The 22,661-nt window shown below is 37.0% G+C and carries 23 protein-coding genes; 6 read left to right on the top strand and 17 right to left on the bottom strand.

The annotated features are described in order from the left end of the window. Positions 1-47 precede the first annotated feature (47 nt). A complete protein-coding gene (locus Q0874_RS00965; RefSeq protein WP_299158195.1) occupies positions 48-590 on the top strand; it encodes a DUF1697 domain-containing protein in 543 nt (180 codons plus the stop codon). Here Q0874_RS00965 and Q0874_RS00960 read toward each other — a convergent pair. Continuing rightward, on the bottom strand, positions 587-1,060 hold the full coding sequence (locus tag Q0874_RS00960; RefSeq protein ID WP_299158192.1) for a TspO/MBR family protein: 474 nt from the start codon (positions 1,058-1,060) through the stop codon (positions 587-589). The two genes, Q0874_RS00965 and Q0874_RS00960, sit on opposite strands and share 4 nt — an antisense overlap. Positions 1,061-1,156: 96 nt before the next feature. Here Q0874_RS00960 and Q0874_RS00955 point away from each other — a divergent pair, with 96 nt between their 5' ends. From Q0874_RS00955 to Q0874_RS00935, 5 genes are all read left to right on the top strand, one after another. Then, positions 1,157-2,239: a diphosphomevalonate decarboxylase gene (locus tag Q0874_RS00955; RefSeq protein WP_299158189.1), complete on the top strand. Its 1,083-nt coding sequence runs from the start codon at positions 1,157-1,159 to the stop codon at positions 2,237-2,239. Positions 2,240-2,298: 59 nt separating this feature from the next. Beyond that, positions 2,299-3,237: a mevalonate kinase gene (locus tag Q0874_RS00950; protein WP_299158187.1), complete on the top strand. Its 939-nt coding sequence runs from the start codon at positions 2,299-2,301 to the stop codon at positions 3,235-3,237. A 10-nt stretch (positions 3,238-3,247) separates the two neighbouring features. Beyond that, positions 3,248-4,153 (top strand): geranylgeranylglycerol-phosphate geranylgeranyltransferase, encoded by a 906-nt coding sequence (locus Q0874_RS00945; protein ID WP_299158184.1) that lies wholly within the window; start codon positions 3,248-3,250, stop codon positions 4,151-4,153. Further along, positions 4,153-5,103, top strand: coding sequence for a carbon-nitrogen hydrolase family protein (locus Q0874_RS00940; RefSeq protein WP_299158182.1), 951 nt, complete (start codon positions 4,153-4,155; stop codon positions 5,101-5,103). Before Q0874_RS00945 ends, Q0874_RS00940 begins: the two co-directional genes overlap by 1 nt. Before the next feature lie 72 nt (positions 5,104-5,175). Continuing rightward, a complete protein-coding gene (locus Q0874_RS00935; protein WP_299158179.1) occupies positions 5,176-6,018 on the top strand; it encodes a pseudouridine synthase in 843 nt (280 codons plus the stop codon). 1 nt (position 6,019) lies between these two features. Here the strand turns inward: Q0874_RS00935 and Q0874_RS00930 are convergent, their stop codons facing one another. From Q0874_RS00930 to Q0874_RS00855, 16 genes are all read right to left on the bottom strand, one after another. Beyond that, positions 6,020-6,460 carry a BLUF domain-containing protein gene (locus Q0874_RS00930; RefSeq protein WP_299158177.1) on the bottom strand — a complete coding sequence of 147 codons (441 nt, stop codon included), beginning with the start codon at positions 6,458-6,460 and terminating at the stop codon, positions 6,020-6,022. Between the two features lie 99 nt (positions 6,461-6,559). Then, positions 6,560-7,834 (bottom strand): argininosuccinate lyase, encoded by a 1,275-nt coding sequence (gene argH / locus Q0874_RS00925; RefSeq protein ID WP_299158175.1) that lies wholly within the window; start codon positions 7,832-7,834, stop codon positions 6,560-6,562. 48 nt (positions 7,835-7,882) lie between these two features. Continuing rightward, complete coding sequence (locus Q0874_RS00920; RefSeq protein WP_299158173.1) at positions 7,883-8,956, bottom strand: M20 family metallo-hydrolase; 1,074 nt, start codon at positions 8,954-8,956, stop codon at positions 7,883-7,885. After that, complete coding sequence (gene argB / locus Q0874_RS00915; RefSeq protein ID WP_299158171.1) at positions 8,953-9,732, bottom strand: acetylglutamate kinase; 780 nt, start codon at positions 9,730-9,732, stop codon at positions 8,953-8,955. The genes Q0874_RS00920 and argB overlap by 4 nt, the downstream gene beginning before the upstream one ends. A 38-nt stretch (positions 9,733-9,770) precedes the next feature. Beyond that, entirely contained in the window at positions 9,771-10,712 is a 942-nt protein-coding gene (locus Q0874_RS00910; protein WP_299158169.1) for an N-acetylornithine carbamoyltransferase, read from the bottom strand. Further along, positions 10,709-11,836, bottom strand: a complete 1,128-nt coding sequence (locus Q0874_RS00905; RefSeq protein WP_299158167.1) for an aminotransferase class III-fold pyridoxal phosphate-dependent enzyme — start codon at positions 11,834-11,836, stop codon at positions 10,709-10,711. The genes Q0874_RS00910 and Q0874_RS00905 overlap by 4 nt, the downstream gene beginning before the upstream one ends. Positions 11,837-11,879: 43 nt before the next feature. After that, on the bottom strand, positions 11,880-12,677 hold the full coding sequence (gene proC, locus Q0874_RS00900; RefSeq protein WP_299158166.1) for a pyrroline-5-carboxylate reductase: 798 nt from the start codon (positions 12,675-12,677) through the stop codon (positions 11,880-11,882). A gap of 48 nt (positions 12,678-12,725) precedes the next feature. After that, entirely contained in the window at positions 12,726-13,700 is a 975-nt protein-coding gene (argC, locus tag Q0874_RS00895; protein WP_299160077.1) for an N-acetyl-gamma-glutamyl-phosphate reductase, read from the bottom strand. Continuing rightward, the gene (locus Q0874_RS00890; RefSeq protein ID WP_299158164.1) at positions 13,693-14,883 is read right to left on the bottom strand and encodes an argininosuccinate synthase domain-containing protein; all 1,191 of its coding nucleotides are present in this window, start codon (positions 14,881-14,883) and stop codon (positions 13,693-13,695) included. The genes argC and Q0874_RS00890 overlap by 8 nt, the downstream gene beginning before the upstream one ends. Further along, on the bottom strand, positions 14,880-15,494 hold the full coding sequence (locus tag Q0874_RS00885) for a GNAT family N-acetyltransferase (RefSeq protein WP_299158162.1): 615 nt from the start codon (positions 15,492-15,494) through the stop codon (positions 14,880-14,882). The genes Q0874_RS00890 and Q0874_RS00885 overlap by 4 nt, the downstream gene beginning before the upstream one ends. A gap of 208 nt (positions 15,495-15,702) precedes the next feature. Further along, positions 15,703-17,064 (bottom strand): mannosyltransferase, encoded by a 1,362-nt coding sequence (locus tag Q0874_RS00880; RefSeq protein WP_299158160.1) that lies wholly within the window; start codon positions 17,062-17,064, stop codon positions 15,703-15,705. Positions 17,065-17,200: 136 nt separating this feature from the next. Next, positions 17,201-18,688 carry a cellulose synthase family protein gene (locus Q0874_RS00875; RefSeq protein WP_299158158.1) on the bottom strand — a complete coding sequence of 496 codons (1,488 nt, stop codon included), beginning with the start codon at positions 18,686-18,688 and terminating at the stop codon, positions 17,201-17,203. 1 nt (position 18,689) lies between these two features. After that, a complete protein-coding gene (locus Q0874_RS00870; RefSeq protein WP_299158156.1) occupies positions 18,690-19,379 on the bottom strand; it encodes a glycosyltransferase family 2 protein in 690 nt (229 codons plus the stop codon). Positions 19,380-19,397: 18 nt separating this feature from the next. Then, positions 19,398-19,526: a hypothetical protein gene (locus tag Q0874_RS00865; protein WP_299158154.1), complete on the bottom strand. Its 129-nt coding sequence runs from the start codon at positions 19,524-19,526 to the stop codon at positions 19,398-19,400. A gap of 94 nt (positions 19,527-19,620) precedes the next feature. Then, on the bottom strand, positions 19,621-21,204 hold the full coding sequence (locus Q0874_RS00860) for a 4Fe-4S dicluster domain-containing protein (RefSeq protein WP_299158152.1): 1,584 nt from the start codon (positions 21,202-21,204) through the stop codon (positions 19,621-19,623). Between the two features lie 54 nt (positions 21,205-21,258). Continuing rightward, positions 21,259-22,605 carry an FAD-dependent oxidoreductase gene (locus Q0874_RS00855; RefSeq protein WP_299158150.1) on the bottom strand — a complete coding sequence of 449 codons (1,347 nt, stop codon included), beginning with the start codon at positions 22,603-22,605 and terminating at the stop codon, positions 21,259-21,261. Positions 22,606-22,661 lie beyond the last annotated feature (56 nt).

Below are 22,661 nucleotides of genomic sequence, written 5' to 3'. Positions count from 1 at the left end.
AACTTCAATGCTGTATTTTTTGCCTGTGTTTAAAAATTCGTTTTCCAATGCCTAAATATATAGCCCTGCTAAGGGGCATCAACGTTGGAGGTCACAAAAAAATAATGATGGCTGATTTGAGGCTGATTTTTGAAAAATCAGGGTTTTTAGCGGTTAGATCATACATCCAAAGTGGGAATGTAATATTTCAAAGCAATGAAGTTGATACTAAAAAGTTGGAACAGAAAATAGAAAGTGCTCTGGAAAAAGCCTATGGCTTTCTGGTACCTGTAATTGTTTTAACAAGATCTAAGCTTGAAAAAATAGTAAATGACAATCCATTTAAACCGTTAGATAGGGATGACACGGGCAAAACATATTATGTGTTCTTAAAAGATGTTCCGAAAAGAAGGGCGGTTGAATTATTTAAAGAAACTAAATTTCAAAATGAAAGGTTCTTTATTTGTAAGGATTATATCTATCTGAAATGCCTTTGTGGAATGGGTAAGGCAAAACTAAACACAAACCTATTTGAGCAAAAATTTCAGGTTAAGGCTACCGCAAGAAACCATAAAACAGCTTTAAAATTAATGGAATTAGCTGTAAGCTAATTCAATTCCCAAATTCTATAATTTAAGAGGGTGGCAAAGCAAACCCATAGAAAATAGGGAATGAGGAGATATGCTGCTGTCCTGCTCACCACATTAAACCATTTAATGGTTACTAAAATTAAGGCAAGGAGAAACAGAATTACCAAAAGTGCCCAGAATGGATTTTTAAATCCGAAAAATACGACACTCCAAAGTGCATTAAATAATAACTGAAACCCAAAATTATACAATGCTGTTTTCACCCAAATATGATAAAATCCCTTTGCCCATACAATACCGGCTGCTATACCCATTAGAATATATAGCAGCGTCCAAACAGGAGCAAAAATCCAATTTGGAGGATTAAAACTAGGTTTATTCAGTGCCAGGTACCAATCATTTACCGAAGACTGAGTTGCAAACCCAGATAAAAAACCTATGATAAGACATATGGTTACTGAAATGGTAATATAGGTTAGCTTCTTTTTCAAAATTAGTTGATGTAAGTGATCTAAAATAGTAATTTATTTTAATAGAGGCTATTGCAAAGGCAGTTAAAAACTATCTTTGCATAAATTGTTGTGTGCATGATCGAAAACGACTTTATTCCTTCATCCAATTTGTATTTAAAGGAACAAGGTAGGGTACAGTGGAAAGCTCCAAGTAATATTGCATTAGTTAAGTACTGGGGTAAGAAACAAAATCAAATACCGGCCAATGCCTCAGTAAGTTTTACACTGGACAAGTGCAGAACTATAACGTCTGTGGCCTTTACTAAGCTTGATAAAATAAATGAAGAATTTTCATTTGATTTACTTTTTGAAGGAAAATCCAGGGAAGATTTTAAGCCCAAGATCGTAACATTTTTTAAACGGATTGAAAAGTATATTCCTTTTCTTAGAAGTTATCATTTCTCCATTAATACTTCCAACACCTTTCCACATAGCAGCGGCATTGCCTCTTCCGCCAGTGGTATGGCCGCTTTGGCTTTATGTCTCATGGATATAGAAAAACAAATGGTTTCCGAGATGGATCCGGATTTTTTCTATAAAAAAGCATCTTTTTTAGCGCGATTGGGATCAGGTAGTGCATGCCGAAGTATTAAGGGTAATCTTGTTCAATGGGGGGAACACAATGAAATAATTGGGAGTACGAATCTATATGGAATACCCTATCCTTATCCAGTGGGCGAAGTGTTTAAAAGTTATCAGGATACTATTCTACTGGTACATAAGGGAAAGAAAAGTGTTAGCAGTACGGTTGGTCATGACCTTATGCACAGCCACCCATTCGCTCAAAATCGGTTTGTACAGGCTCACGACAATCTAATTCGTTTACGTTCAATATTCGCCGAAGGTAATCTGGATGATTTTATTGAAGTGGTTGAGAGTGAAGCACTTACTCTACATGCCATGATGATGACCAGTATTCCATATTTTATCCTGATGAAACCTAATACGCTGAACATTATTGAGAAAATTTGGGAATTTCGGAGGACTACCCAAAACCACCTTTGTTTTACCTTAGATGCCGGGGCCAATGTACATCTACTTTACCCCAATAATGAGAAAAATGAGGTCAATAAATTTATTAAAGAGGAGCTAATTGCTTATTGTGAAAATGGGCAGTATATTTGCGACCGAATTGGATTTGGGGCCAAAAAAATGTAATTTAAGCCATTATTAAAGCTAATACACCCTATCTTAGAGATATAATTAATTGAATTTAGATGAAAGGACCTCTTTTTTATTCAAAAATTTTACTGTTTGGTGAATACGGAATCATCAAGGATTCCAAAGGACTCTCTATTCCTTACAATTTTTTTAAGGGTGCCCTTAAGAAGGACGATAACCTGTCTGAAACGGCTAAGAAATCTAATGAAAGCCTGAAAAAATATTTTCATTATTTAAACGATTTACAAGGTCAGGAACCCGAGCTATTATCTTTTGATTTGAAGGCCTTAAAGTCTGATGTGGATACCGGAATGTATTTTGACAGTTCTATTCCTCAAGGTTATGGTATTGGAAGCAGTGGTGCTTTGGTGGCCGCAATTTATGACAAGTATTCTATTGAAAAAATCACCGTACTCGAAAATCTGACCCGGGAAAAATTACTAAAACTCAAAATGATTTTCGGTAAAATGGAATCATTTTTCCATGGTAAATCTTCAGGTCTGGATCCTTTAAACAGTTATCTCAGCTTACCTATTCTAATTAATTCACAAGAAAATATAGAATCTACCAGTATACCCTCCCAAAATTTGAATGGGAAAGGCGCGGTCTTTTTATTGGATAGTGGAATCATAGGAGAAACAGCGCCGATGGTGCAAATTTTTATGGATAAAATGAAACATGAAGGCTTCCGTAATGTTTTGAAAGATCAGTTTATTAAACATACTGATGCCTGTGTTGAGGATTTTGTAAGTGGTAATGTGAAGTCGCTTTTTGGAAATCTGAAGCAACTTTCACACGTGGTTTTGGACCATTTCAAACCTATGATCCCCAAAGAATTTCATAAACTTTGGAAGCACGGTATAGAAACTAATGATTACTACCTGAAATTATGCGGATCCGGAGGGGGTGGTTATATTTTAGGATTCACTCAGGATTTGGCAAAAGCAAGAACTGCGTTAAAAGACCATCATTTAGAAGTGGTATACAACTTCTAAGACCCTAAAAATGCTTAGTAGAAAAAACAAACTCCTGCTATTAAAAGGCCTGAGTCTGTTTTCTATAATAAGAGGATATAATGTCCTTATGATAACCCTTGCCCAGTATCTTGCTTCTATTTATATACTGGCTCCGGACCTTCCCTTACGTGAAGTTGTATTTGATCCAAATTTATTTGTACTGGTATTAGCATCAGCTCTGGTAATATCCGCCGGCTATATCATTAATAGTTTTTATGACTCGGAGAAGGACCTTATCAATAGACCACAAAAGAGTATGCTGGACCGATTGGTAAATCAACGTACAAAATTAAGCGCCTATTTTGTTTTTAACTTCCTTGCGGTTTTATTGGCCAGCTACGTGTCTTTCCGGGCAGTATTATTCTTTTCTGCCTATGTATTTGGAATTTGGTTGTATTCACATAAATTAAAAAAAATACCTTTTGTTGGAAACATAGTTTCAGCCACATTAATAATTGCCCCTTTCTTTGCAATCTTCGTGTATTATAGAAATTTTGATACGGTTATTTTTGTCCATGCGATCTTCTTGTTTCTATTGATTTTGGCTCGTGAAATGATTAAGGATATGGAAAATATTACAGGTGACCTGGTTCAAAATTATAAGACTATTCCCGTTTTATACGGCCCCTTGTATTCTAAGCTGGGTATTAGTTTTTTAATACTACTCACATTGATACCCGCTTCCTTGTTAATTAATAAATATAATGTGGGTCATATGAATATTTACTTTATTGCCTGTATTCTTTTTTTATTAGTATTCCTGATTTTGCTCTGGAAGTCCAAGACCAAGAAAGATTATATTTGGCTTCACAATATTCTTAAGTTTATAATTGTTGCTGGTGTTTTTAGTATATTATTGATTGATATAGATCTTGTTCTAAACAGAATATTTTAATGCAAAATCATTTAAGTTTAGCTCTGGCACAAATTTCCCCTGTATGGTTAGACAAAAAGGGTACTATTGCTAAAATAAAAGACACCATACGATTAGCAGCTGAGGGGAATGCAGAACTCTTAATTTTCGGGGAAGGATTTCTTCCGGGATATCCTTTTTGGCTGGCATATACCGATGGTGCTTCCTGGAATTTAAAGATTAACAAGGAAATACATGCACATTATATGCACAATGCTATTCAAGTAGAAAAAGGAGAACTTGACGGTATATGTGCTTTAGCCCGTGAACATGAACTCGCAATTTATCTGGGAATTATCGAACGGCCCCCGGACAGGGGCAGCCATAGCTTGTATTGCTCTTTGGTATATATTAATAATAAGGGGGAAATAAAATCTGTTCACCGAAAGCTACAGCCTACATACGACGAGCGACTTACATGGGCACCTGGAGACGGCCATGGTCTGAAGACTCACAATTTAAAACGTTTTACTGTAGGGGGGCTAAATTGCTGGGAAAACTGGATGCCTTTGGTAAGGGCTGCAATGTATGGTTTGGGAGAAAATTTGCATATTGCTGTTTGGCCGGGTAGTGAATACAACACAAGAGATATTACCCGCTTTATTGCAAGGGAATCCAGGAGTTTTGTAGTCTCTGTTTCATCTTTGATGCACAAAAAGGATTTGCCAAATAATTTACCACATGTAGAACTATTATTAAAAAAGACGCCTGAAATACTGGCCAATGGCGGATCCTGTATAGCAGGTCCCGATGGAGAATGGATCCTGGAACCGGTAGTAGGTAAGGAAGGGCTTATTTTTCAAACTTTGGATTTCAACAGAGTTTATGAAGAAAGACAAAATTTTGATCCTGCTGGTCACTACTCCAGACCGGATATAACTAAATTGGTGGTAAACAGGCAACGGCAGTCAACAATCGATCTTGAAGATTAAGTTGCAGATATATTGACTTTTACGCTAAGCTACATCCAATTCCCTTTACTACCTTTGCTCAAAATTTAGACAATGCGCAGACCGCAATCAAATAAAGAGAAAAGTAATACTCCGGGAAAAAGAAAGGAGTATACAAAAAAACCGTTTTCCAAAGGACGTGTCGCAACAAGTTCTAAAAAGACTAATCCTGCTTCTTCAGATCCTGATTTAATAAGGCTTAATCGTTACGTAGCGAATGCCGGTGTTTGCTCCAGAAGAGAAGCTGATACATATATAACAGCCGGAAATGTGACGGTGAACGGAAAGACCATTACTGAAATGGGACACAAAGTTAAACTTACTGATATTGTTAAGTTTGACGGACGTTTGCTCAACCCACAAAAAAAGGAATATGTGCTTTTAAACAAACCCAAGAATTTTATCACCACTACAAGTGATGAAAGGGGAAGAAGAACAGTTATGGAATTAGTTTCCAAAGCTTCAAAGTCGAGATTAGTGCCGGTTGGACGGCTGGACAAGAATACCACAGGGCTCTTGCTTTTTACCAACGACGGGGATCTGGCTAAAAAGCTTACGCATCCAAGACATGGTATCCGAAAGATTTATCACGTTGAATTGAACAAAAACCTTTCAGGAGAGGATTTAAAAAAAATACAGGAAGGAATTACCTTAGATGATGGTCCAATTAAGGTTGATGAAGTCAGTTATATAAACAATTCTCCCAAGCGCGAAGTAGGCATAGAGATACACAGCGGCAGAAACAGGATTGTACGCCGTATTTTTGAGCATCTTGGATATGAGGTAAAAAAACTCGATCGTGTGATTTTTGCCGGGCTAACCAAAAAAGATCTTCCCAGGGGACATTGGAGGCATTTAACTAAGCAAGAAGTTATAAATTTAGGGATGAACCAATAAATTAGGGTTGCGACTCTAATGTTTTTCCAAGATTTTCCCGAACTGCAATCCAGAAAGCTTTAACAGATGGGTTTAAGTGAGCGGTTGAATCCGGGTTTTCTTTATAGGAACCTATTAATAGTTTGAAGTAGTTGATCTGGTCATTGTCACCAAAGAAATCGGCATAGGCCATTTCCCAATCCTTAAATTCCCGTGTATCTGCAACACCATAAGCTAATATGGTAACATCCTTATGCCGCTTATCTTCCTTAATCTTATCAAAAAGGTTGAGAACCTTTATTTGATTACCTTCAAGATACTGAATAAATTCTCCTTCATAATACAGTAAACAACCAGTTATACTGTCACGTGAATTATTATCTCTTGCCTTTTCAAGCATTTCTTTTACATCAACTTGATTAAAAGTTGGTGAGGCAACCGATCTATAAACAAGACAAAACATGATAAATGAGGAATCTGCAAAAGCTTATGCACTAAAGATAAAATATTTAGTGATTAAGTCTAATTCAGAAATAAATTTATTTAAAAGAGAACATGAAAGTTATGTCTTCATTTTATCCTTTATCTTATCCAGACACAAATTACCCAAGCTCCCTTCGTGAGTATGTTTTAATTGTTTTTTAGGTTTAAAAGACCCTGCTTCAATTTCAGCACCCATTTGTTTATAAGCATCACGGAAAGGTATTCCACTTAGAACGAGTTGATTCAAAGTATCTACACTAAAAAGATAATCATACTTAGGATCATCCAGAATATCGGAATTCACCTTAACATCTTTTAAACTGAAAGTCATCATTTCCAAACAGGATTTTATTTCCTGAATTGCCGGGATTATTAGTCCCTTTACCATTTGCAGGTCTCTGTGATAACCACTGGGTAGATTAGTTGTGATAAGAGTAATATGGTTAGGGATCGCTTGCAGGCTGTTACATTTTGCCCTGATAAGTTCAAAGACATCCGGATTTTTTTTATGGGGCATAATACTACTGCCGGTTGTTAGTGCATCGGGAAACGATATAAAATTGAAATTCTGACTCATATAGAGACAAATATCCATTGCCAGCTTAGACAAAGTGCCGGCAATTCCTGAGATGCCAAAAGCAGTTGCTTTCTCCACTTTTCCGCGTCCCATTTGGGCAGCTACAACATTATACTTCATATCTGCAAACCCCATTTCCGTAGTTGTATAAGAACGATCAATTGGAAAGGAACTTCCGTAACCGGCCGCGCTTCCAAGTGGGTTTTGATCAGCAATTTTAAAAGCTGAATCTATAAAGTAAAGGTCATCAATAAGACTTTCCGCATATGCTGAAAACCACAATCCAAATGAAGAAGGCATTGCAATTTGGAAATGGGTATATCCGGGCAATAAAAGTTCTTTGTATTTTTCAGCTAGTTCAATCAGTAATTTAAACAGTTCTTTGGTCAGGTGTTTTATTTCAGATAATTCTTCCTTTAGATATAATTGCATAGCTACCAAAACCTGGTCATTTCTGGAACGGGCCGTATGAATTTTTTTTCCTGTATCGCCAAGTTTTTCGGTTAATAAAAATTCTATTTTAGAGTGAACATCCTCGAAGGTATCTTCAATTATAAACGTTCCTTCTTTAATACTCTGGCCTATATTCTCCAGTTCACGGACCAGGACAAGTGTTTCCTCACTTGTCAATAACCCAATTTTACCTAACATTTTTGCATGGGCCATGGAGGCTATTACATCATACTTAGCCAGTACCAAATCTAATTCCCTATCGTTACCCACTGTAAAATGATCAATTTTTTTATCCGTACTGTATCCTTTGTCCCAAAGTTTCATTGCTCTTATTTTTAGTGGTTTCTCCTGCTTAAGGCTGTTTAAATTTAATTAGTTTGTTAAAAACCCATCGAGTATTTTAATGTATAAATTAATTCCTTCTTCAATTTCCTTAATATAAATATACTCATCGGCAGTATGTGAACGTGTACTATCCCCGGGGCCTAATTTTAATGAAGGGCAGCTAAGTGTTGCCTGATCTGAAAGGGTAGGAGAGCCATAAGTGCTTCTTCCCAATGCAACCCCCGAACGTACCAAAAGATGATTCTTGTCTATGGAAGAAGAATTCAATCTTAAAGATCTGGGCTTGAGCTCACAAGGGGCTTCCCTTGATAACATATCAGCTATTTCCTTATTGTTGTATCTATCATTAACACGTACATCAATTACAAGATTAACGTTGGCAGGCACTACATTATGCTGGCTACCTCCATTAATTTGTGTCACTGTTAATTTAACTTCACCCAGAACTTCCGATGTTTTTGGAAATCTATAGTTCTTAAACCATTCCAACACTTCAATAGTATTATAAATGGCATTGTTGTAATTTGGATGTGCTGCATGAGAAGGAGTGCCATTAACTATGGCGTCAAAAATAACCAGCCCTTTTTCTGCAATAGCCAGATTCATCTGCGTTGGTTCCCCTACAATTGCAACATCAATTTTTGGAAGGATGCTTAAAAGGCTATTTAAACCTTTACCCCCCGAACTTTCTTCTTCTGCCGTAGCTGCGATTATTATATTGTGATTTAAATTTTCCGATTCGTAGAAATAGGTAAAAGTCGCAATAAGTGATACCAGGCAACCCCCGGCATCGTTGCTTCCAAGACCAAATAGTTTACCGTCTGTAATCTGAGGGTCAAAGGGGTCTTTTGTGTAGGCCCCGTTGGGTTTTACAGTATCGTGATGTGAATTTAGCAGTAAGGTAGGTTTAGCTTTGTCAAAACATTTGTTGAAGGCAAAGACGTTGTTATTAACTCTTGTATAAGGAATATCAAATTCGTGAAACCAATTTTCAAGAAGTTGTGCAGTCATATCTTCTTCTGAAGAAAAAGACGGCGTGGCAATTAACTCTTGCAGCAGTCCAATTGCTTTTTTAATTAGTAAATTTTGATCTGTTCTCATAAAGTGATAGTAGTAAATAATTGGGCTTTAGGCTCAAGCATTGAGAGATCTCCAATACAGACGCGCTGAACACGCTTATTAAGTGCATGAAAACAATTTTCCAATTTTGGAAGCATACCGTCAGCAATGATTTTTTGTTGTTTCAGTTTCTGATAGCTCTCCATATTAATTCTTCTTATTACGGAATCCTCATCAGTTATGGTACGAAGCACTCCTTTCTTCTCAAAACAGTAATATAGGGTCGTGTCATAAGTGTGGCTCAGAGCAATGGCCACTTCGGAAGCAATTGTATCTGCATTTGTATTTAATAACTGTCCCCGTCCATCATGAGTCAGTGCACAGAAAACCGGCACAAATACAGCGTTTAATAGTCGGGATATGGACTCCGCATTAACAGCTATAACGTCTCCAACAAATCCGAAATCAATTTCATTTACCGGGCGTTTTTCAGCAATGATAGTATTTGCATCGGCCCCACTTAGTCCAATCGCATTGCAATTACTTGTTTGAAGCTGAGCTACAATGTTTTTGTTAACGAGCCCTGCATAAACCATAACCACAACTTCAAGGCTTTGGGCATCCGTAATTCTTCTGCCGTCGACCATTTTAGATTCTATGCCAAGCTTTTTGCCAAAATCCGTAGCTCGTTTGCCGCCACCATGAACCAAAACTTTTTTTCCTTCCAACTGCGCAAAAAGTTTCAAAAATTGAGATAAGGATTCCTGATCTTCAATTATGTTTCCTCCTATTTTTACTATGGCAAGTTTTTGTTTCATAACTTTTAAATGGTGCCGCATATATGGCAAAAATTTAATTATTTCAATGTTTCCAACATCTTTTTTAATACGATTTGAGCCGCAAAAGTTCTGTTATTAGCCTGTTCTATGACCAGGGATTGATTCCCGTCCAAAACGGCATCTTCCACTACCACATTACGTCGAACAGGCAGACAATGCATAAATTTAGCATTCCCCAGTTTTTTTTCGGTTATTATCCAATTTTTATCCTGGTTAATTACTTTACCATAGTTTTTGTAATTGCTCCAGTTTTTAACATAAACAAAATCGGCATCTTTCAGTGCTTTTTCCTGATCATACTCAATTCTGCTGTTTTTGGTAACCTTTGGATCCAGTTCATATCCTTTAGGATGTGTTATTGTAAAATTTGCATTCTTTAATTGCATAATTTCAATGAAAGAATTGGCAACGGCCTGAGGAAGTGCTTTGGGATGTGGAGCCCAGGATAATACAATTTTGGGATCTGTACTCTTTTTGTATTCCTCAATAGTTATTAGGTCTGTAAGCGCCTGAAGGGGATGGCCAACAGAACTCTCCATATTCAGAACCGGGATACTTGCATATTTTTTAAATGAATTAATTACCAGTTCTGCTTCATCCGCTTCCTTGTTTTTTAAAGAAGCAAAAGCTCTGATTCCGAGGATATCGCAATACTGCGAGACTACCTGGGCAGCTTCCTTTATGTGTTCGGCATTTCCTTTATCCATGATAGTTCCATCTTCGAACTCCAGTGCCCATCCGTCTTTGCCAAAATTCATAATCATGACTTTCATCCCTAAATTCATGGCGGCCTTTTGCGTGCTAAGACGGGTTCTTAAGCTGTTATTAAAGAATAACAACCCAATAGTTCTTTTCCTGCCAAGTTTCTTAAAGGCTAATGGTTTTTTCTTAAGAGCTAAGGCATCTTCAACCCATCTATTAACTGAATCAATGTCGTTTATTGAAAGATAATGTTTCATTGCAATTCATTTTTTAAGGCTTCAAAAAATTGATCCAGATCATTTTCATTAATTGTCAGAGCCGGAAGAACCCTAAGTACATATTTGTCTTTTGCTCCTCCGGTAAATAGATGTTGGTTGTAAATTAGTCGTTTTCGCAAATCGGCAACCTCAAAATCAAATTTTAATCCCAACATAAGCCCCCTACCTTTTATTTCCTTAACCTGTGGTATCTCTGAAGCTTTTTGTTTGAAGTATTTACCCAGTTTTTCGGCATTTTCAATAAGGTGTTCTTTTTCCAAAACCTCTAAAACGGCTAAAACAGCTGTACATGCAAGATGATTTCCACCAAAAGTGGTTCCCAGTAGCCCGTAAGATGCCTGAATGTTTTTATGAATTAATACACCACCAACAGGAAAGCCGTTTCCCATGCCTTTAGCTATAGTTATTATATCTGGCTTTATTTTGTGGTGTTGAAAGGCAAAAAAAGAACCACTTCGGCCAAAACCAGATTGCACCTCATCAGCTATTAGAACTACGCCATATTTTTTACAATGTGCGGCAATTTCCCGATAGAATATACCCGATGGCTCGTCTAAACCGCCAACTCCCTGTATGGCTTCCAGAATAACTGCGCAAACATCTTCCTTTTTGATTTCAGTTTTAAAGGCTTTAATATCCTCAAATGATAAAAATGTAACTTTTTGCTGTTTATTTATAGGCGCATTTATCTTCTCATTATCCGTTGCGGCAACTGCAGCTGATGTTCTACCATGAAAACTATTGGTAAATGCAATTACCCGGGATTTATTTGTATGGAAAGAGGCTAGTTTTAAGGCGTTCTCATTAGCCTCGGCCCCTGAATTGCACAAAAATAAATTATAATCCTGGCAATTGGATACTTCCCCCAGTCTGCTAGCCAGTTGTTTTTGTAACGGATTTTTAACGGAGTTACTGTAAAATCCTATTTTATCTATTTGACTTTTAATGCGTTCTATGTAATATGGGTGGGAATGCCCGATGGAGATAACGGCATGACCGCCGTAGAAATCGAGATATTTATTTCCCTTATCATCTGTGATAACAATGCCCTTGGCAGTAACCGGGGTTACATCATATAGAGGGTATACATCAAATAGTTCCATTAATTGTTTTTTAGTTCAGTTCTCGAGTAATAGATCTCAATCGCTAGTCATTGGTTTTGAATTCATTTATTTTCTCAAAGGAAGCTACTATTCCCCTGATAAGTGAAGAACTCAAACCCTGATGCTCCATTTCGTTTAATCCTTGAATAGTACAACCCATAGGGGTGGTTACCTTATCTATTTCTTCTTCAGGATGATTCCCCGATTCTATAAGTAAGCCGGACGCCCCATTACAAGTGTACATAGCCAGCTCCTGTGCTTCTTTGGCATCGAAACCTAACTGAATGGCACCCTGTGTAGTAGCTCTGATAAGGCGCATCCAAAAAGCTATTCCACTTGCACATATTACAGTTGCTGCCTGCATTTGATTTTCGGGTATTTCCAGGGAATAGCCCATTCTGTTAAAAATGGCTTTTGCAAGATCTATACGTTTATTACCTGCTGTATTGGAGCAGATGCAGGTCATAGATTTACCAACGGAAATGGCCGTATTGGGCATACTGCGGATAATATGCTTTTCTTTTCCGAGAATGCCTTCCATTTTTTCAATACTAAAACCGGTTATCGTTGAGATTATTACATGTTTTTCGGTGAGAAGATCCTTAACTTGTTCCAAAATCATTGCAAAATCTCGTGGTTGAACAGCAAATATTAATATATCAGATTTTTCAACCGCTTTCCTGTTGTCCGAACCGACCGTTACATTTCCATATTTTTCATAGTTCTTAATACTATCGGGATGTCTTTTGGTCAGATACATTGTGGTAGCTCCGTTACTATGTAAAATACCTTTAGCAATCGATAAGCCTAAATTTCCCGCTCCAATAATGGCTATTTTCATGTTTACCTATTTTATTTAGTCAAATTGTTTTATTAATTCTCACTTCTTTTAATAAACGGATGCCTTTAAATTTAAGCCCTCACTTTCATTAAAACCTAACATTAAATTCATGTTTTGAATGGCTTGTCCGGAAGCCCCTTTAAGCAGATTGTCAATTACAGATGTTATTAAAAGAACATCCTTGTACTTGTGCAGGTGAATATGACAATTATTCGTATTCACTACTTGTTTTATGTGAACCGGCTCTTCTGCAATAAGTGTAAAAACGGCCCCTTTATAGAATTCGTGAAATAAATCATAAGCTTCCGTCTCACTGCCTTCAAACTTTGTATATGCAGTGCTGAGAATACCCCGTGAAAAGTTTCCCCTGTTGGGAATAAAATAAAGTTCTCCAACAGTTTCTTGCAGAGATTCCAGACTTTCATTTATTTCTCCCAGATGTTGGTGTGTAAATGCTTTATACCAGGATGCATTATTATTTCTCCAGCTAAAATGTGTAGTAGCCGACGGCATTATTCCTGCACCTGTGCTTCCGGTTACCGCATTAACATGTACATCAGCATTCAATAATTGAGTACTGGCAAGCGGCAATAGAGCTAATTGAATGCATGTAGCAAAACAACCCGGATTGGCAATATATCTGGCGCTGCTTATGGCAGTTCTGTTTAATTCGGGAAGACCATACACAAATTCTTTTCCGACGAAAGAGGCATCTTGCTTTAATCTGAAATCGTTGCTTAAATCAATAATTCTTGTTTTGGGAGAAAAAGAATGGCTGTTTAAAAAGCTTTTGGAATTTCCATGGCCCAAACAAAGGAAAAGGATATCAACTTCCGCATTCACCGAATCTGTAAAAGTCAAATCCAAAGTACCTAATAAATCTGTATGGGTCCCACTAATTTTTTTGCCTGCTTTTGTTGTACTGTATACGAAATCTATGGTGACCTGGGGATGATTTTGTAAAAGCCTGATAAGCTCACCCCCGGTATAACCAGACCCTCCAATAATACCTGCTCTAATCATCATTTTGAGTTATTTGATTAGCTATTTTTCCTGGATTTGACAGAATTTTAATAAAGCCTTTAGCATCATTTGCCGTCCATGCTTTATTTGTTTCTCCGTAATTACCAAAAGAAGCATTCATTAAATCATTCCCGGAGTTAATACCGTTCAATTCAAATCGATAAGGGTGTAAGCTTACTGAAACCTCCCCGGAGACATTTCTTTGGGTATCACTTAGAAATGCTTCTATGTTCCTCATTACTTCATCCAGATAATTGCCTTCATGTAAGAGCATTCCGTAAAAATTGCCCAATTGCTCTTTTTGAAATTGCTGCCATTTGCTAAGCGTGTGTTTTTCCAACAAATGATGAGCTTTAATAATGATAAGTGATGCCGCGGCTTCAAATCCTACTCTTCCTTTTATGCCTATGATGGTATCACCTACATGTATATCCCTTCCTATGGCATATTTGGAGGCTAAAGCATCGAGGGTAATTATATTTTGAATAGGAGTGCTTTTTTGACCGTTGACAGAAACCAATTCACCTTTAAAAAAACCCAGTTTAACTTCTTTTGGATCTGTTGCAATTAATTGTGAAGGGAATGCAGACTCCGGTAAGGGCAAATGGGAGGTAAGCGTTTCGTCGCCACCTACCGAAGTACCCCATAATCCTTTGTTTATCGAATATTTGGCTTTCTCCCAGGAATAATCAATTCCATTTTCCTGCAGGTATTCAATCTCGGCTTCTCTGGACAAACTTTTATCTCTTATGGGAGTAATAATTTTGATATTAGGCGCGAGAATCTGGAAAATCATATCAAACCTTACCTGATCATTACCTGCACCCGTACTCCCATGAGCAATATACTCAGCACCTATTTTTTTAGCATGGTTCACAATTTCGATAGCCTGAACTATTCTTTCGGCACTTACGGATAAGGGATAGGTATTATTTCTTAACACATTACCATAGATAAGGTACTTTACCACCTTTTCATAAAAATGTTCCAGTGCATCAATAGAAGTATAGCTGGTAGCGCCTAACTGAAGAGCTTTTTCTTTAATAAGTGCAATTTCTTCTGAGGAAAACCCACCGGTATTGACACTTACTGCATGTACTTCAAAGCCTTCTTCCTGGGATAAATATTTGGCGCAGTAAGAAGTATCAAGGCCACCACTGTAAGCCAAAACTAATTTTTTCATTTGTTCTTTCTTTTAAGAAATAATTGCTCTTTAATTGTTTTAAGCCTTTTAAAAGCCTTATCATTTAGCCTTTCTTTTTTGGCTACGGCCTTTGTGGGGTCATATAACATACCGGTACATAGGCACATTTTTTGATCGGTTCTGGTGAGCACGTCAAAATTTTTGCATGTTTGGCATCCTTTCCAAAAAGCCGGATCATTAGTTAATTCTGAAAAGGTAACGGGTTTATATCCTAATTCGTAATTCATTTTCATTACAGCAAGACCCGTTGTAATTCCAAAAATTTTAGCTTCCGGAAATTTTTTCAAGGAAAGTTCAAAAATTGCTTTTTTAATTTTTTTCGCAAGGCCTTGATTTCTGTAATCAGGATGAACAATAAGCCCTGAATTGGCTACGAATTTTTGGTGTCCCCATACTTCTATATAACAGAATCCAGCAAAATTATCACCATCCAAAGCAATGACAGCATTCCCATTTTCCAGCCGTTTAATTATATATTCAGGCGTTCGCTGGGCAATACCGGTTCCTCTCACATTAGCCGATTCGGCAATAGTGTCACTAATTATTTTGGCGTATTTAAAGTGCGATTCGTTAGCAATTAATATTTCCATTGCTAGCTTTTTTTAAATGATAAAAAATATTTGATGTGATTGTGCGGAAATGGACTCACCTATTTCCAAGAAAGAAATACACCCTTACGGGCGTGGACGTACAAAGGAGCGTACGGGAATAGAATTCCAAAGAGGCAAAGTTATGTTTAAGCATTTTTTCATTGCAGATCAAATGTACAAATTAAATTGAACTATCATAATATGCGTTCTAATTTTTACGAATTAGCAATTTTAGACCTTTCAATTTAAATATTTCGTAAATCATAAATCCAAATACTACGAAATATTCAATAAAAAGAAACCCAAGATTCTCTTTGAATTCAGGGTTTTCATAGGCAGAGTAACTTAAAATGATCACTACTGACCAGGCCAGTGGGAAACGGTAATCTGTAAAAATGGACAACCCTATGAGGAAAATTATATACCATGGATGCACCGTGGAAGACAGGAAGTAATAAAGTGCGAGCACCCATAACAAAGAACTTATTAGGATTGGCATTTTTTTATTATCCCTTAAAAAAGTTAGTAACAACACAAAACCTATCATTATATATGGAACTAATTTCCCATAGATTTTAATTAGCTCCCATGGTTTTACATCAAATTTTATTGCGATCTGCTTAATTAAATTGTAGATGCCGGCATTGAATTCAAAATTAGAAAACCACAAGCCAACTGTATTCGTATAATTGTTAAGGAATTCGGATGAGTAAAATGGCAAAACACCCATTAAAATCCCTAATCCCAGCACTATATAAAATTTCATACTTTTCCTAAATCCAAAATAGCTAATAAACAAAGGAAGGAACATTAAGGGCACGAGTTTCACTGAAATGGAACATGCAAATGCGATAGCTGCAAACAACCACTTATTTAGCGTAATTAAACACAAGCCCCAAATAAAGAAAAATAGCATCACGCCTTCAAAATGCAAATTACCTGTAAGTTCTATGATTACCAGGGGATTTAAAAAATACCAAAAAATAAGATATGGTGATCTGTTTAGGTACCGCAGTAATTTCTTCCCAAAATAATAGATGCCAATATCGGCCAGTATAATAATAGATCTCATGGCTATTAAAGATCCCATAATACTCTTCCCTCCCAAAAAGGCAGAAATAGCAAACAGCAGTTGATTTAAAGGCGGATAATTACTAAAATGTCTGGCGCTTAAAGAGCCCATGCCGTTATGCAATTCCTGAGCATTGGCCAAAAGTATCCCGCCATTTTCCATAATAGTATCGGGTGACTGTAAATACGGATTTATACCGGAGAGGACTAATTCACCATCCCAGATAAATCTATAGAAATCCTGAGACAAGTTTGGTTCGACCAAAAGAAAAATCAAACGAAAAAGAATACCGGAAATCAGTAGAAAATTAAAATTCCACTTTTCAAATTGAATCAGTTTATAACAGAGGAAAAAGAGGGCAAAAAAAAGGCTGATAAGCTTTATGAAATCTGTTCGCACAAGGTCATATGCGAAGCTGGTATAGAACAAGAGACTTGCCAATACCATTAGGATTGTAAATTTATGGAGATTCCAATAGGAGGAAATCCTTGAAGCCATTGGTCTTTATAGTTTGGTCTCTACAAAGTACACAAAAATTGATAATTTTCAAGCACTTAAATGTCGTACAAATGTGCCAATAAAAAAGTCTAAAGTTATCCCTGTACGCTCTATGATTTAAGCTAATATTAAGTGCTTAGGTTTGAGCAGATAGCGATTTAAGTGCGACAAAACCGAATCCGAGGAACAACATAAAATGAAAAGGGAACAAACCAAAATCATTTAAAGGAATAGCACTATACATTCCAAAAAGGAAATAGATCATCAGGCCAAACTCAAGAATCATATTGGGCGATATCTTTTTAGCCAGATATTTATTACCCTTCCAACTGTCTGTTAGATTATTGATATTGAATTTGGGCGTTCGTACAAATTCACTTCTTTTTCCCATATGTCCTTCAAGAACAGCAACCGTATTGTGCAAGGAGAAGCCGAGAGCTACGGAGAAAAATGTAAAGAAAAGTTTTATATAATCCACAAAATTATCAAAACTACTCCCCTGTATACTTTTATAGGTGAACCAATAGCATATGAATAATATGACCGTACTTAATATGAAAAAGCTGGTTACTTCAAATATCCAACCTAAATGACCATACATGTTCTTTATATATAGCATTGGAATACTCAACAAGGCTACTATAAAAACAAAGAGGAACATGGAACTGTTTAACAGGTGCATTACCCCGTGAAATTTGGTTTTGAATGAAATATTCTTAGAGGTAATAACACTCCATACGGTTTTTCTAAAGTTTTCTGCACCACCTTTATTCCATCTGAATTGTTGTGATCTTGCAGCGCTGATAACTACGGGAAGTTCAGCCGGGGTTTCGACATCTTCAAGGTATTTGAATTTCCAGTTTTTTAACTGGGCTCTGTAGCTAAGGTCCAGGTCTTCGGTTAAGGTATCGCCTTCCCAGTTTCCTGCATCAAGAATACATTCTTTTCTCCAGATACCTGCCGTTCCGTTAAAATTGATAAAGTGACCTTTTGCATTTCTTCCAACCTGTTCTAGTGTAAAATGCGCATCTAGTGCAAAAGCCTGAATTTTTGTAAGCGTAGAATAGTCTCTGTTAATATGTCCCCACCTGGTTTGAACAACACCTATTTCCTCATCTTTAAAATAAATAACTGTTTTCTTTAACCAGTCGTATTCCGGAAGAAAATCGGCATCAAATATAGCTATGAAATCACCTTTTGCTATTTTTAGACCCTCTTTAAGGGCCCCTGCCTTATAACCTGTCCTGTTTTCTCTTCGAATGTGCTGAATGTCTAATCCGGTTTCCTGCAGAGCTTTAATTCTTCCTGCTGTTTCTTCAACCGTTAATTTATCTGTGGAGTCGTCTAAAACCTGAATTTCAAGTTTGCTTTTAGGGTATTCCATTTTGGAAATATTTTCCAGCAAGCGTTCCACGACGTATTCTTCATTGTATATGGGTAACTGAATAGTGACAAAGGGAATCTCCTTTGCGTCCAGTAAATTGTATTTAGGAGCAACCTCATTTATCTTCTTATTCCCTAAATAATTGACCAAAAGGTTCAATTGTGCCAGACTGTAAAAAAAGATCAGTAACAAGGATGTGCTGTAAATCCCAATAATGATGTAAGCAATTGTTAGTCCCATATTATTTTAAACTGTATTTAAAAATCCAACCCAATATTTTTACGCCTGCAAATATACTACCTTTTACTGTGCCAGACACCTTAGAAACACCAATTCTTTTCTTGTAATGCACTGGTATTTCGACATATGACATTTTATTTTTAAGTACCTTTAGCTGCATTTCTATGGTCCAACCATAGGTTTTGTCTTCCATTTCCAGCTCCAAAAGCTTCTCATATTTAATTGCCCTAAAAGGTCCTAAATCCGTAAATGTTGACCCAAAAAACAACTTCATTAAAAATGTGGCCAATTTATTGCCAAAAATTTGCTGCGGGGTCATAGAGCCATCCTCTCTTAACGCTTTTGTTCTTGCTCCAATCACCATATCCACATTTTCCTCCAGAATAGGTTTCACAATTTTGTTTAGCTCTTCCGGGTAATCTGAATAGTCTCCGTCGATAAATACGATAATATTAGGCTTCCTGGACTTCTTTGCGATATAATCCATTCCTCGGAGGCAGGCATATCCATAGCCTTTTCGAGTTTCATTTAGTACCGTAGCTCCTGCTCTTGTTGCGTTTATTGCCGTATCATCCGATGAGTTATTGTTTACAACAATTATTTCAGAAACTATAGCCGGGATTTCCTCAATGACCTTTGCAATGGAATTTGCTTCATTATAAGCCGGGATTATGACCTTGATATCTGTCATGCTTTCCAAAATGATTTATTATTCTCCACACTTGTTATTTATTTCGATCATTTCTAACCAGGAAGAAATATTCTTCTGCTTGTGCGGTGCAAAAATATCATTATTTATGGCACCATCGATACCTGAAATAATTCTTTTTAATTCCATTTTCTTAAGGAGAACAATAGGAGTACAAACAATATGAAAGATTGAAAAAACAGGACTTAAAGACGGTATTAAAGTTAACTATACCAGGTAATATCTATTTTTGGTTTACCAGAGTCATTAAATCTACGTCATTGCCCAACAAGACCTCATTACCATCAATACGTCCTTTTAATGGGCCATTCTCCAGTTTCAAAACACCTCGCGGACAAACTGCAGAACATATGCCGCAACCAACACAGCTTGATCGTACAATGTTTTCGCCTTTCTGAGCATAAGCACGCACATCGATGCCCATTTCACAATACGTAGAACAATTGCCGCATGATATGCACTGGCCACCGTTAGTTGTTATTCTGAATCTTGAAAACAAGCGTTGTTGAAAACCTAAAATTGCGGCCATAGGGCACCCAAAGCGACACCAGACCCGGTTGCCGAAAATAGGATAGAAACCTGTGCCAATAACCCCTGAAAAAATACTGCCAATGAGAAATCCGTATGATTTCCTTAAAGTTTCAGATTTAAAAAGGAATACGTTGCCATCTCCACTGAGGTAGTGAAAAGCAATAAGGGCCATAATTATCGCGAAATATCCAATAGCACCATAACGGGCATCTTTTTGAAATTGCTCTCTTTTGAATACCATAACCAGAACGAAAATCAAGGTCAATAACAGGGCTACACCAATAAGAAAATAATTTTTAGTCAACCAATATTTGCTGGTATCGTTGCCTAGATAAGAATAAATTACTGCTGTAGTCATCAGAGTAACAAAAACCACAACACTATGAACCACCCAGCGCTCTACTTTCCAAGCCGATAGACTTTTATCGCTTAACTGTCTAAATGAATCTCCTGCTGTTTCGGCCAATCCACCGCAACCGCAAACCCAGGAACAGTACCAGCGTTTACCATATTTATAAGTCAGAATAGGGGAGATCACAAAAACGGACAATACACCGAATAGGAGCATAGCCATGCCAATATCTCCTGAATCTATAAATGCGTTGATACGGTATCTCTCAAAATTAGAATAGTTTAACGGCCATATATTCTTCAGATCATAATATGGGAGATTGCCATTTAATCTGGCCATTATTTCGGGAATGATAAATGCAAAAGCTGTTTGAAAGAACATAACACTTATGGTACGAATGATTTCGTATCGGTTATGTCGATATTTCCAAATAAATTTAATTCCGAAAGCCAGAATAGCAACGGTATATAGTGATCCGTAAACAAACCACTGGCTGGCCGGATTACCGCTCAATAATTTGCTCAGTGGGTCAAATAATGCAATTATACCCGTATTGGAACCATTCTTCACCAGTCCCAGAAATTCCGGGAAAAAGTAGAGGACTATATAGAATCCTGTAAGCGAAATTCCGGTTATCCAGGCCCATAGTCCTTTAGAAGATATTGATTTAAACCAAATACCGTCATTTTTTATTCCCTTCAGTTTTAAATTATATGCCTCTTTTGTAAACCAAAATACTCCGATAAAAATTGCCATGAGGGAAATGCTCAGCCAAATTCCTTTATTGGGAAAGTCTACATTAAAACCAGCAAGCAGAACAATGAAAAGACCTGATAACCCCAATAAAACGGCTAATTTTTGAAATCGACTCAAAGCCGCAGGCGGTTCTCCTGTTAGTGCCATACTTTTATCCGCAGTGCTCATTCCTTATTTCAGTTTTATTAAGTTTTTAATAATTCTATTCCAGAGTTAAACGACTCATCCGATTGCAAAAATTCGTTTCCAGTTTTTCTTTTCAGGCTTAATATCTGTGCCAAATTTTAAATTGAATTCAGCTGCAATTTCATTTTCATACGCTGCATAGAATTCAGGATCAAAATTGGCATCTTTAAGATATTTAATCACATGTGTAACATCTCGTCCTTCATTTAGCCATTTATCAAAGATCTCATGGCGCATGCGCATTCCAAAAGTATTTATTCCCAGAAATTTCCTGGTTTCTTTATGAAAAGCAATTGTCAGACATATTTTTTCTTTGGAGTGTCTCCAATGAAAATGTTGTTCATGTTCTTCTCTGCCGTTGCTACTAAAAACCCACCCATAAGTTTGGTATTCTATGTCCAGAAATTTGGCGGAATTAAACCAGTGTCCCGGTTTGTATTCTGTCCTGTTTCCGCAAATAGACTGGGCAACTGTCTCTCCCATCATACGGCCTGTATACCAAACAGCTTCAATAGGTCTCCGATTGCCAATGGGCTCATGCTGTTCTGCACAGTCTCCTATAGCATAAATATCTTTTATGTTAGTTTCAAGAAATCGGTTTACCTTAATTCCCCTACCCAACTCAATTCCGGAGTCGTTTAAAAATGAGACATTAGGCGAAACACCAGGGGTTAATCCTACCATTTGACATTCAATGGTTTCTTCTTTATCGGTAATAACAGCCTTTACCCTGCCGCTATCATCGGCCAGAATTTCAGTCAAATTCGTCTCCAGACGCAGATCTATATGATGATCCAGAATGTGTTCATTCAGCATCTCTGATTCTCCATCCGGGAGCACGACATTCCAAAAACTCTTTTCACGGACTAGAAAAGTAACTGGGATATCTCTGCTTCGAAGCATTTCAGCCAATTCAATTCCAATTAATCCACCTCCAACAATAACAGCGCGTTTGCAAACTTCTTTATTGGGGGCATTGATTTCTAATAAATCGAGATCTTGTTTGGAATACAAACCCTGTACCCCGTGCAGATCCCGTCCGGGCCAACCAAATTTATTGGGTTTTGACCCTGTAGCCAGAACTAACTTATCGTATTTTAATATTCGGGCTTCCTCAATCTGCAGTTCTTTTTTCTCATGATCTACCTTACTGACGTAGCCCCGCAGGAGTTCAATCTTGTTTTTCTCCCAAAACCAGTCTTCATAGGGCTTTATATGTTCAAATTTCATATGACCCATATAAACATACATCAATGCTGTTCTGGAAAAGAAATAATCAGTTTCAGCAGAAATTATTATAATTCTCTTATTCGAGTTTTTACGGATATGTCTTGCGGCGGTTACACCTGCAACTCCATTCCCAATAATTACAATATTTTCCATGTTGTTTAAGGTTGATAGGCATTATGTCGAATATAAAGATAATAACTTAACACCCT

Source organism: uncultured Eudoraea sp. (assembly GCF_947490415.1).
Taxonomy (GTDB): Bacteria; Bacteroidota; Bacteroidia; order Flavobacteriales; family Flavobacteriaceae; genus Eudoraea.
The sequence above is the reverse complement of the archived record's forward strand: the minus strand, read 5'-3'. Positions and strand labels throughout refer to the sequence as shown.

What these genes read in the sequence shown, in the direction of transcription:
- Q0874_RS00905 (WP_299158167.1), bottom strand. Translation starts at nt 11,836, where the DNA reads ATGGAACTATTTGATGTATACCCTCTATATGATGTAACCCCGGTTACT.
- Q0874_RS00855 (WP_299158150.1), bottom strand. Translation starts at nt 22,605, where the DNA reads ATGGAAAATATTGTAATTATTGGGAATGGAGTTGCAGGTGTAACCGCC.
- argB (WP_299158171.1), bottom strand. Translation starts at nt 9,732, where the DNA reads ATGAAACAAAAACTTGCCATAGTAAAAATAGGAGGAAACATAATTGAA.
- Q0874_RS00940 (WP_299158182.1), top strand. Translation starts at nt 4,153, where the DNA reads ATGCAAAATCATTTAAGTTTAGCTCTGGCACAAATTTCCCCTGTATGG.
- Q0874_RS00965 (WP_299158195.1), top strand. Translation starts at nt 48, where the DNA reads ATGCCTAAATATATAGCCCTGCTAAGGGGCATCAACGTTGGAGGTCAC.
- Q0874_RS00890 (WP_299158164.1), bottom strand. Translation starts at nt 14,883, where the DNA reads ATGAAAAAATTAGTTTTGGCTTACAGTGGTGGCCTTGATACTTCTTAC.
- Q0874_RS00935 (WP_299158179.1), top strand. Translation starts at nt 5,176, where the DNA reads ATGCGCAGACCGCAATCAAATAAAGAGAAAAGTAATACTCCGGGAAAA.
- Q0874_RS00870 (WP_299158156.1), bottom strand. Translation starts at nt 19,379, where the DNA reads ATGACAGATATCAAGGTCATAATCCCGGCTTATAATGAAGCAAATTCC.
- argC (WP_299160077.1), bottom strand. Translation starts at nt 13,700, where the DNA reads ATGATTAGAGCAGGTATTATTGGAGGGTCTGGTTATACCGGGGGTGAG.
- Q0874_RS00875 (WP_299158158.1), bottom strand. Translation starts at nt 18,688, where the DNA reads ATGGGACTAACAATTGCTTACATCATTATTGGGATTTACAGCACATCC.
- Q0874_RS00950 (WP_299158187.1), top strand. Translation starts at nt 2,299, where the DNA reads ATGAAAGGACCTCTTTTTTATTCAAAAATTTTACTGTTTGGTGAATAC.
- Q0874_RS00885 (WP_299158162.1), bottom strand. Translation starts at nt 15,494, where the DNA reads ATGGAAATATTAATTGCTAACGAATCGCACTTTAAATACGCCAAAATA.
- proC (WP_299158166.1), bottom strand. Translation starts at nt 12,677, where the DNA reads ATGAAAATAGCCATTATTGGAGCGGGAAATTTAGGCTTATCGATTGCT.
- Q0874_RS00860 (WP_299158152.1), bottom strand. Translation starts at nt 21,204, where the DNA reads ATGAGCACTGCGGATAAAAGTATGGCACTAACAGGAGAACCGCCTGCG.
- Q0874_RS00880 (WP_299158160.1), bottom strand. Translation starts at nt 17,064, where the DNA reads ATGGCTTCAAGGATTTCCTCCTATTGGAATCTCCATAAATTTACAATC.
- Q0874_RS00910 (WP_299158169.1), bottom strand. Translation starts at nt 10,712, where the DNA reads ATGAAACATTATCTTTCAATAAACGACATTGATTCAGTTAATAGATGG.
- Q0874_RS00930 (WP_299158177.1), bottom strand. Translation starts at nt 6,460, where the DNA reads ATGTTTTGTCTTGTTTATAGATCGGTTGCCTCACCAACTTTTAATCAA.
- Q0874_RS00920 (WP_299158173.1), bottom strand. Translation starts at nt 8,956, where the DNA reads ATGAGAACAGATCAAAATTTACTAATTAAAAAAGCAATTGGACTGCTG.
- Q0874_RS00955 (WP_299158189.1), top strand. Translation starts at nt 1,157, where the DNA reads ATGATCGAAAACGACTTTATTCCTTCATCCAATTTGTATTTAAAGGAA.
- Q0874_RS00945 (WP_299158184.1), top strand. Translation starts at nt 3,248, where the DNA reads ATGCTTAGTAGAAAAAACAAACTCCTGCTATTAAAAGGCCTGAGTCTG.
- Q0874_RS00865 (WP_299158154.1), bottom strand. Translation starts at nt 19,526, where the DNA reads ATGGAATTAAAAAGAATTATTTCAGGTATCGATGGTGCCATAAATAAT.
- argH (WP_299158175.1), bottom strand. Translation starts at nt 7,834, where the DNA reads ATGAAACTTTGGGACAAAGGATACAGTACGGATAAAAAAATTGATCAT.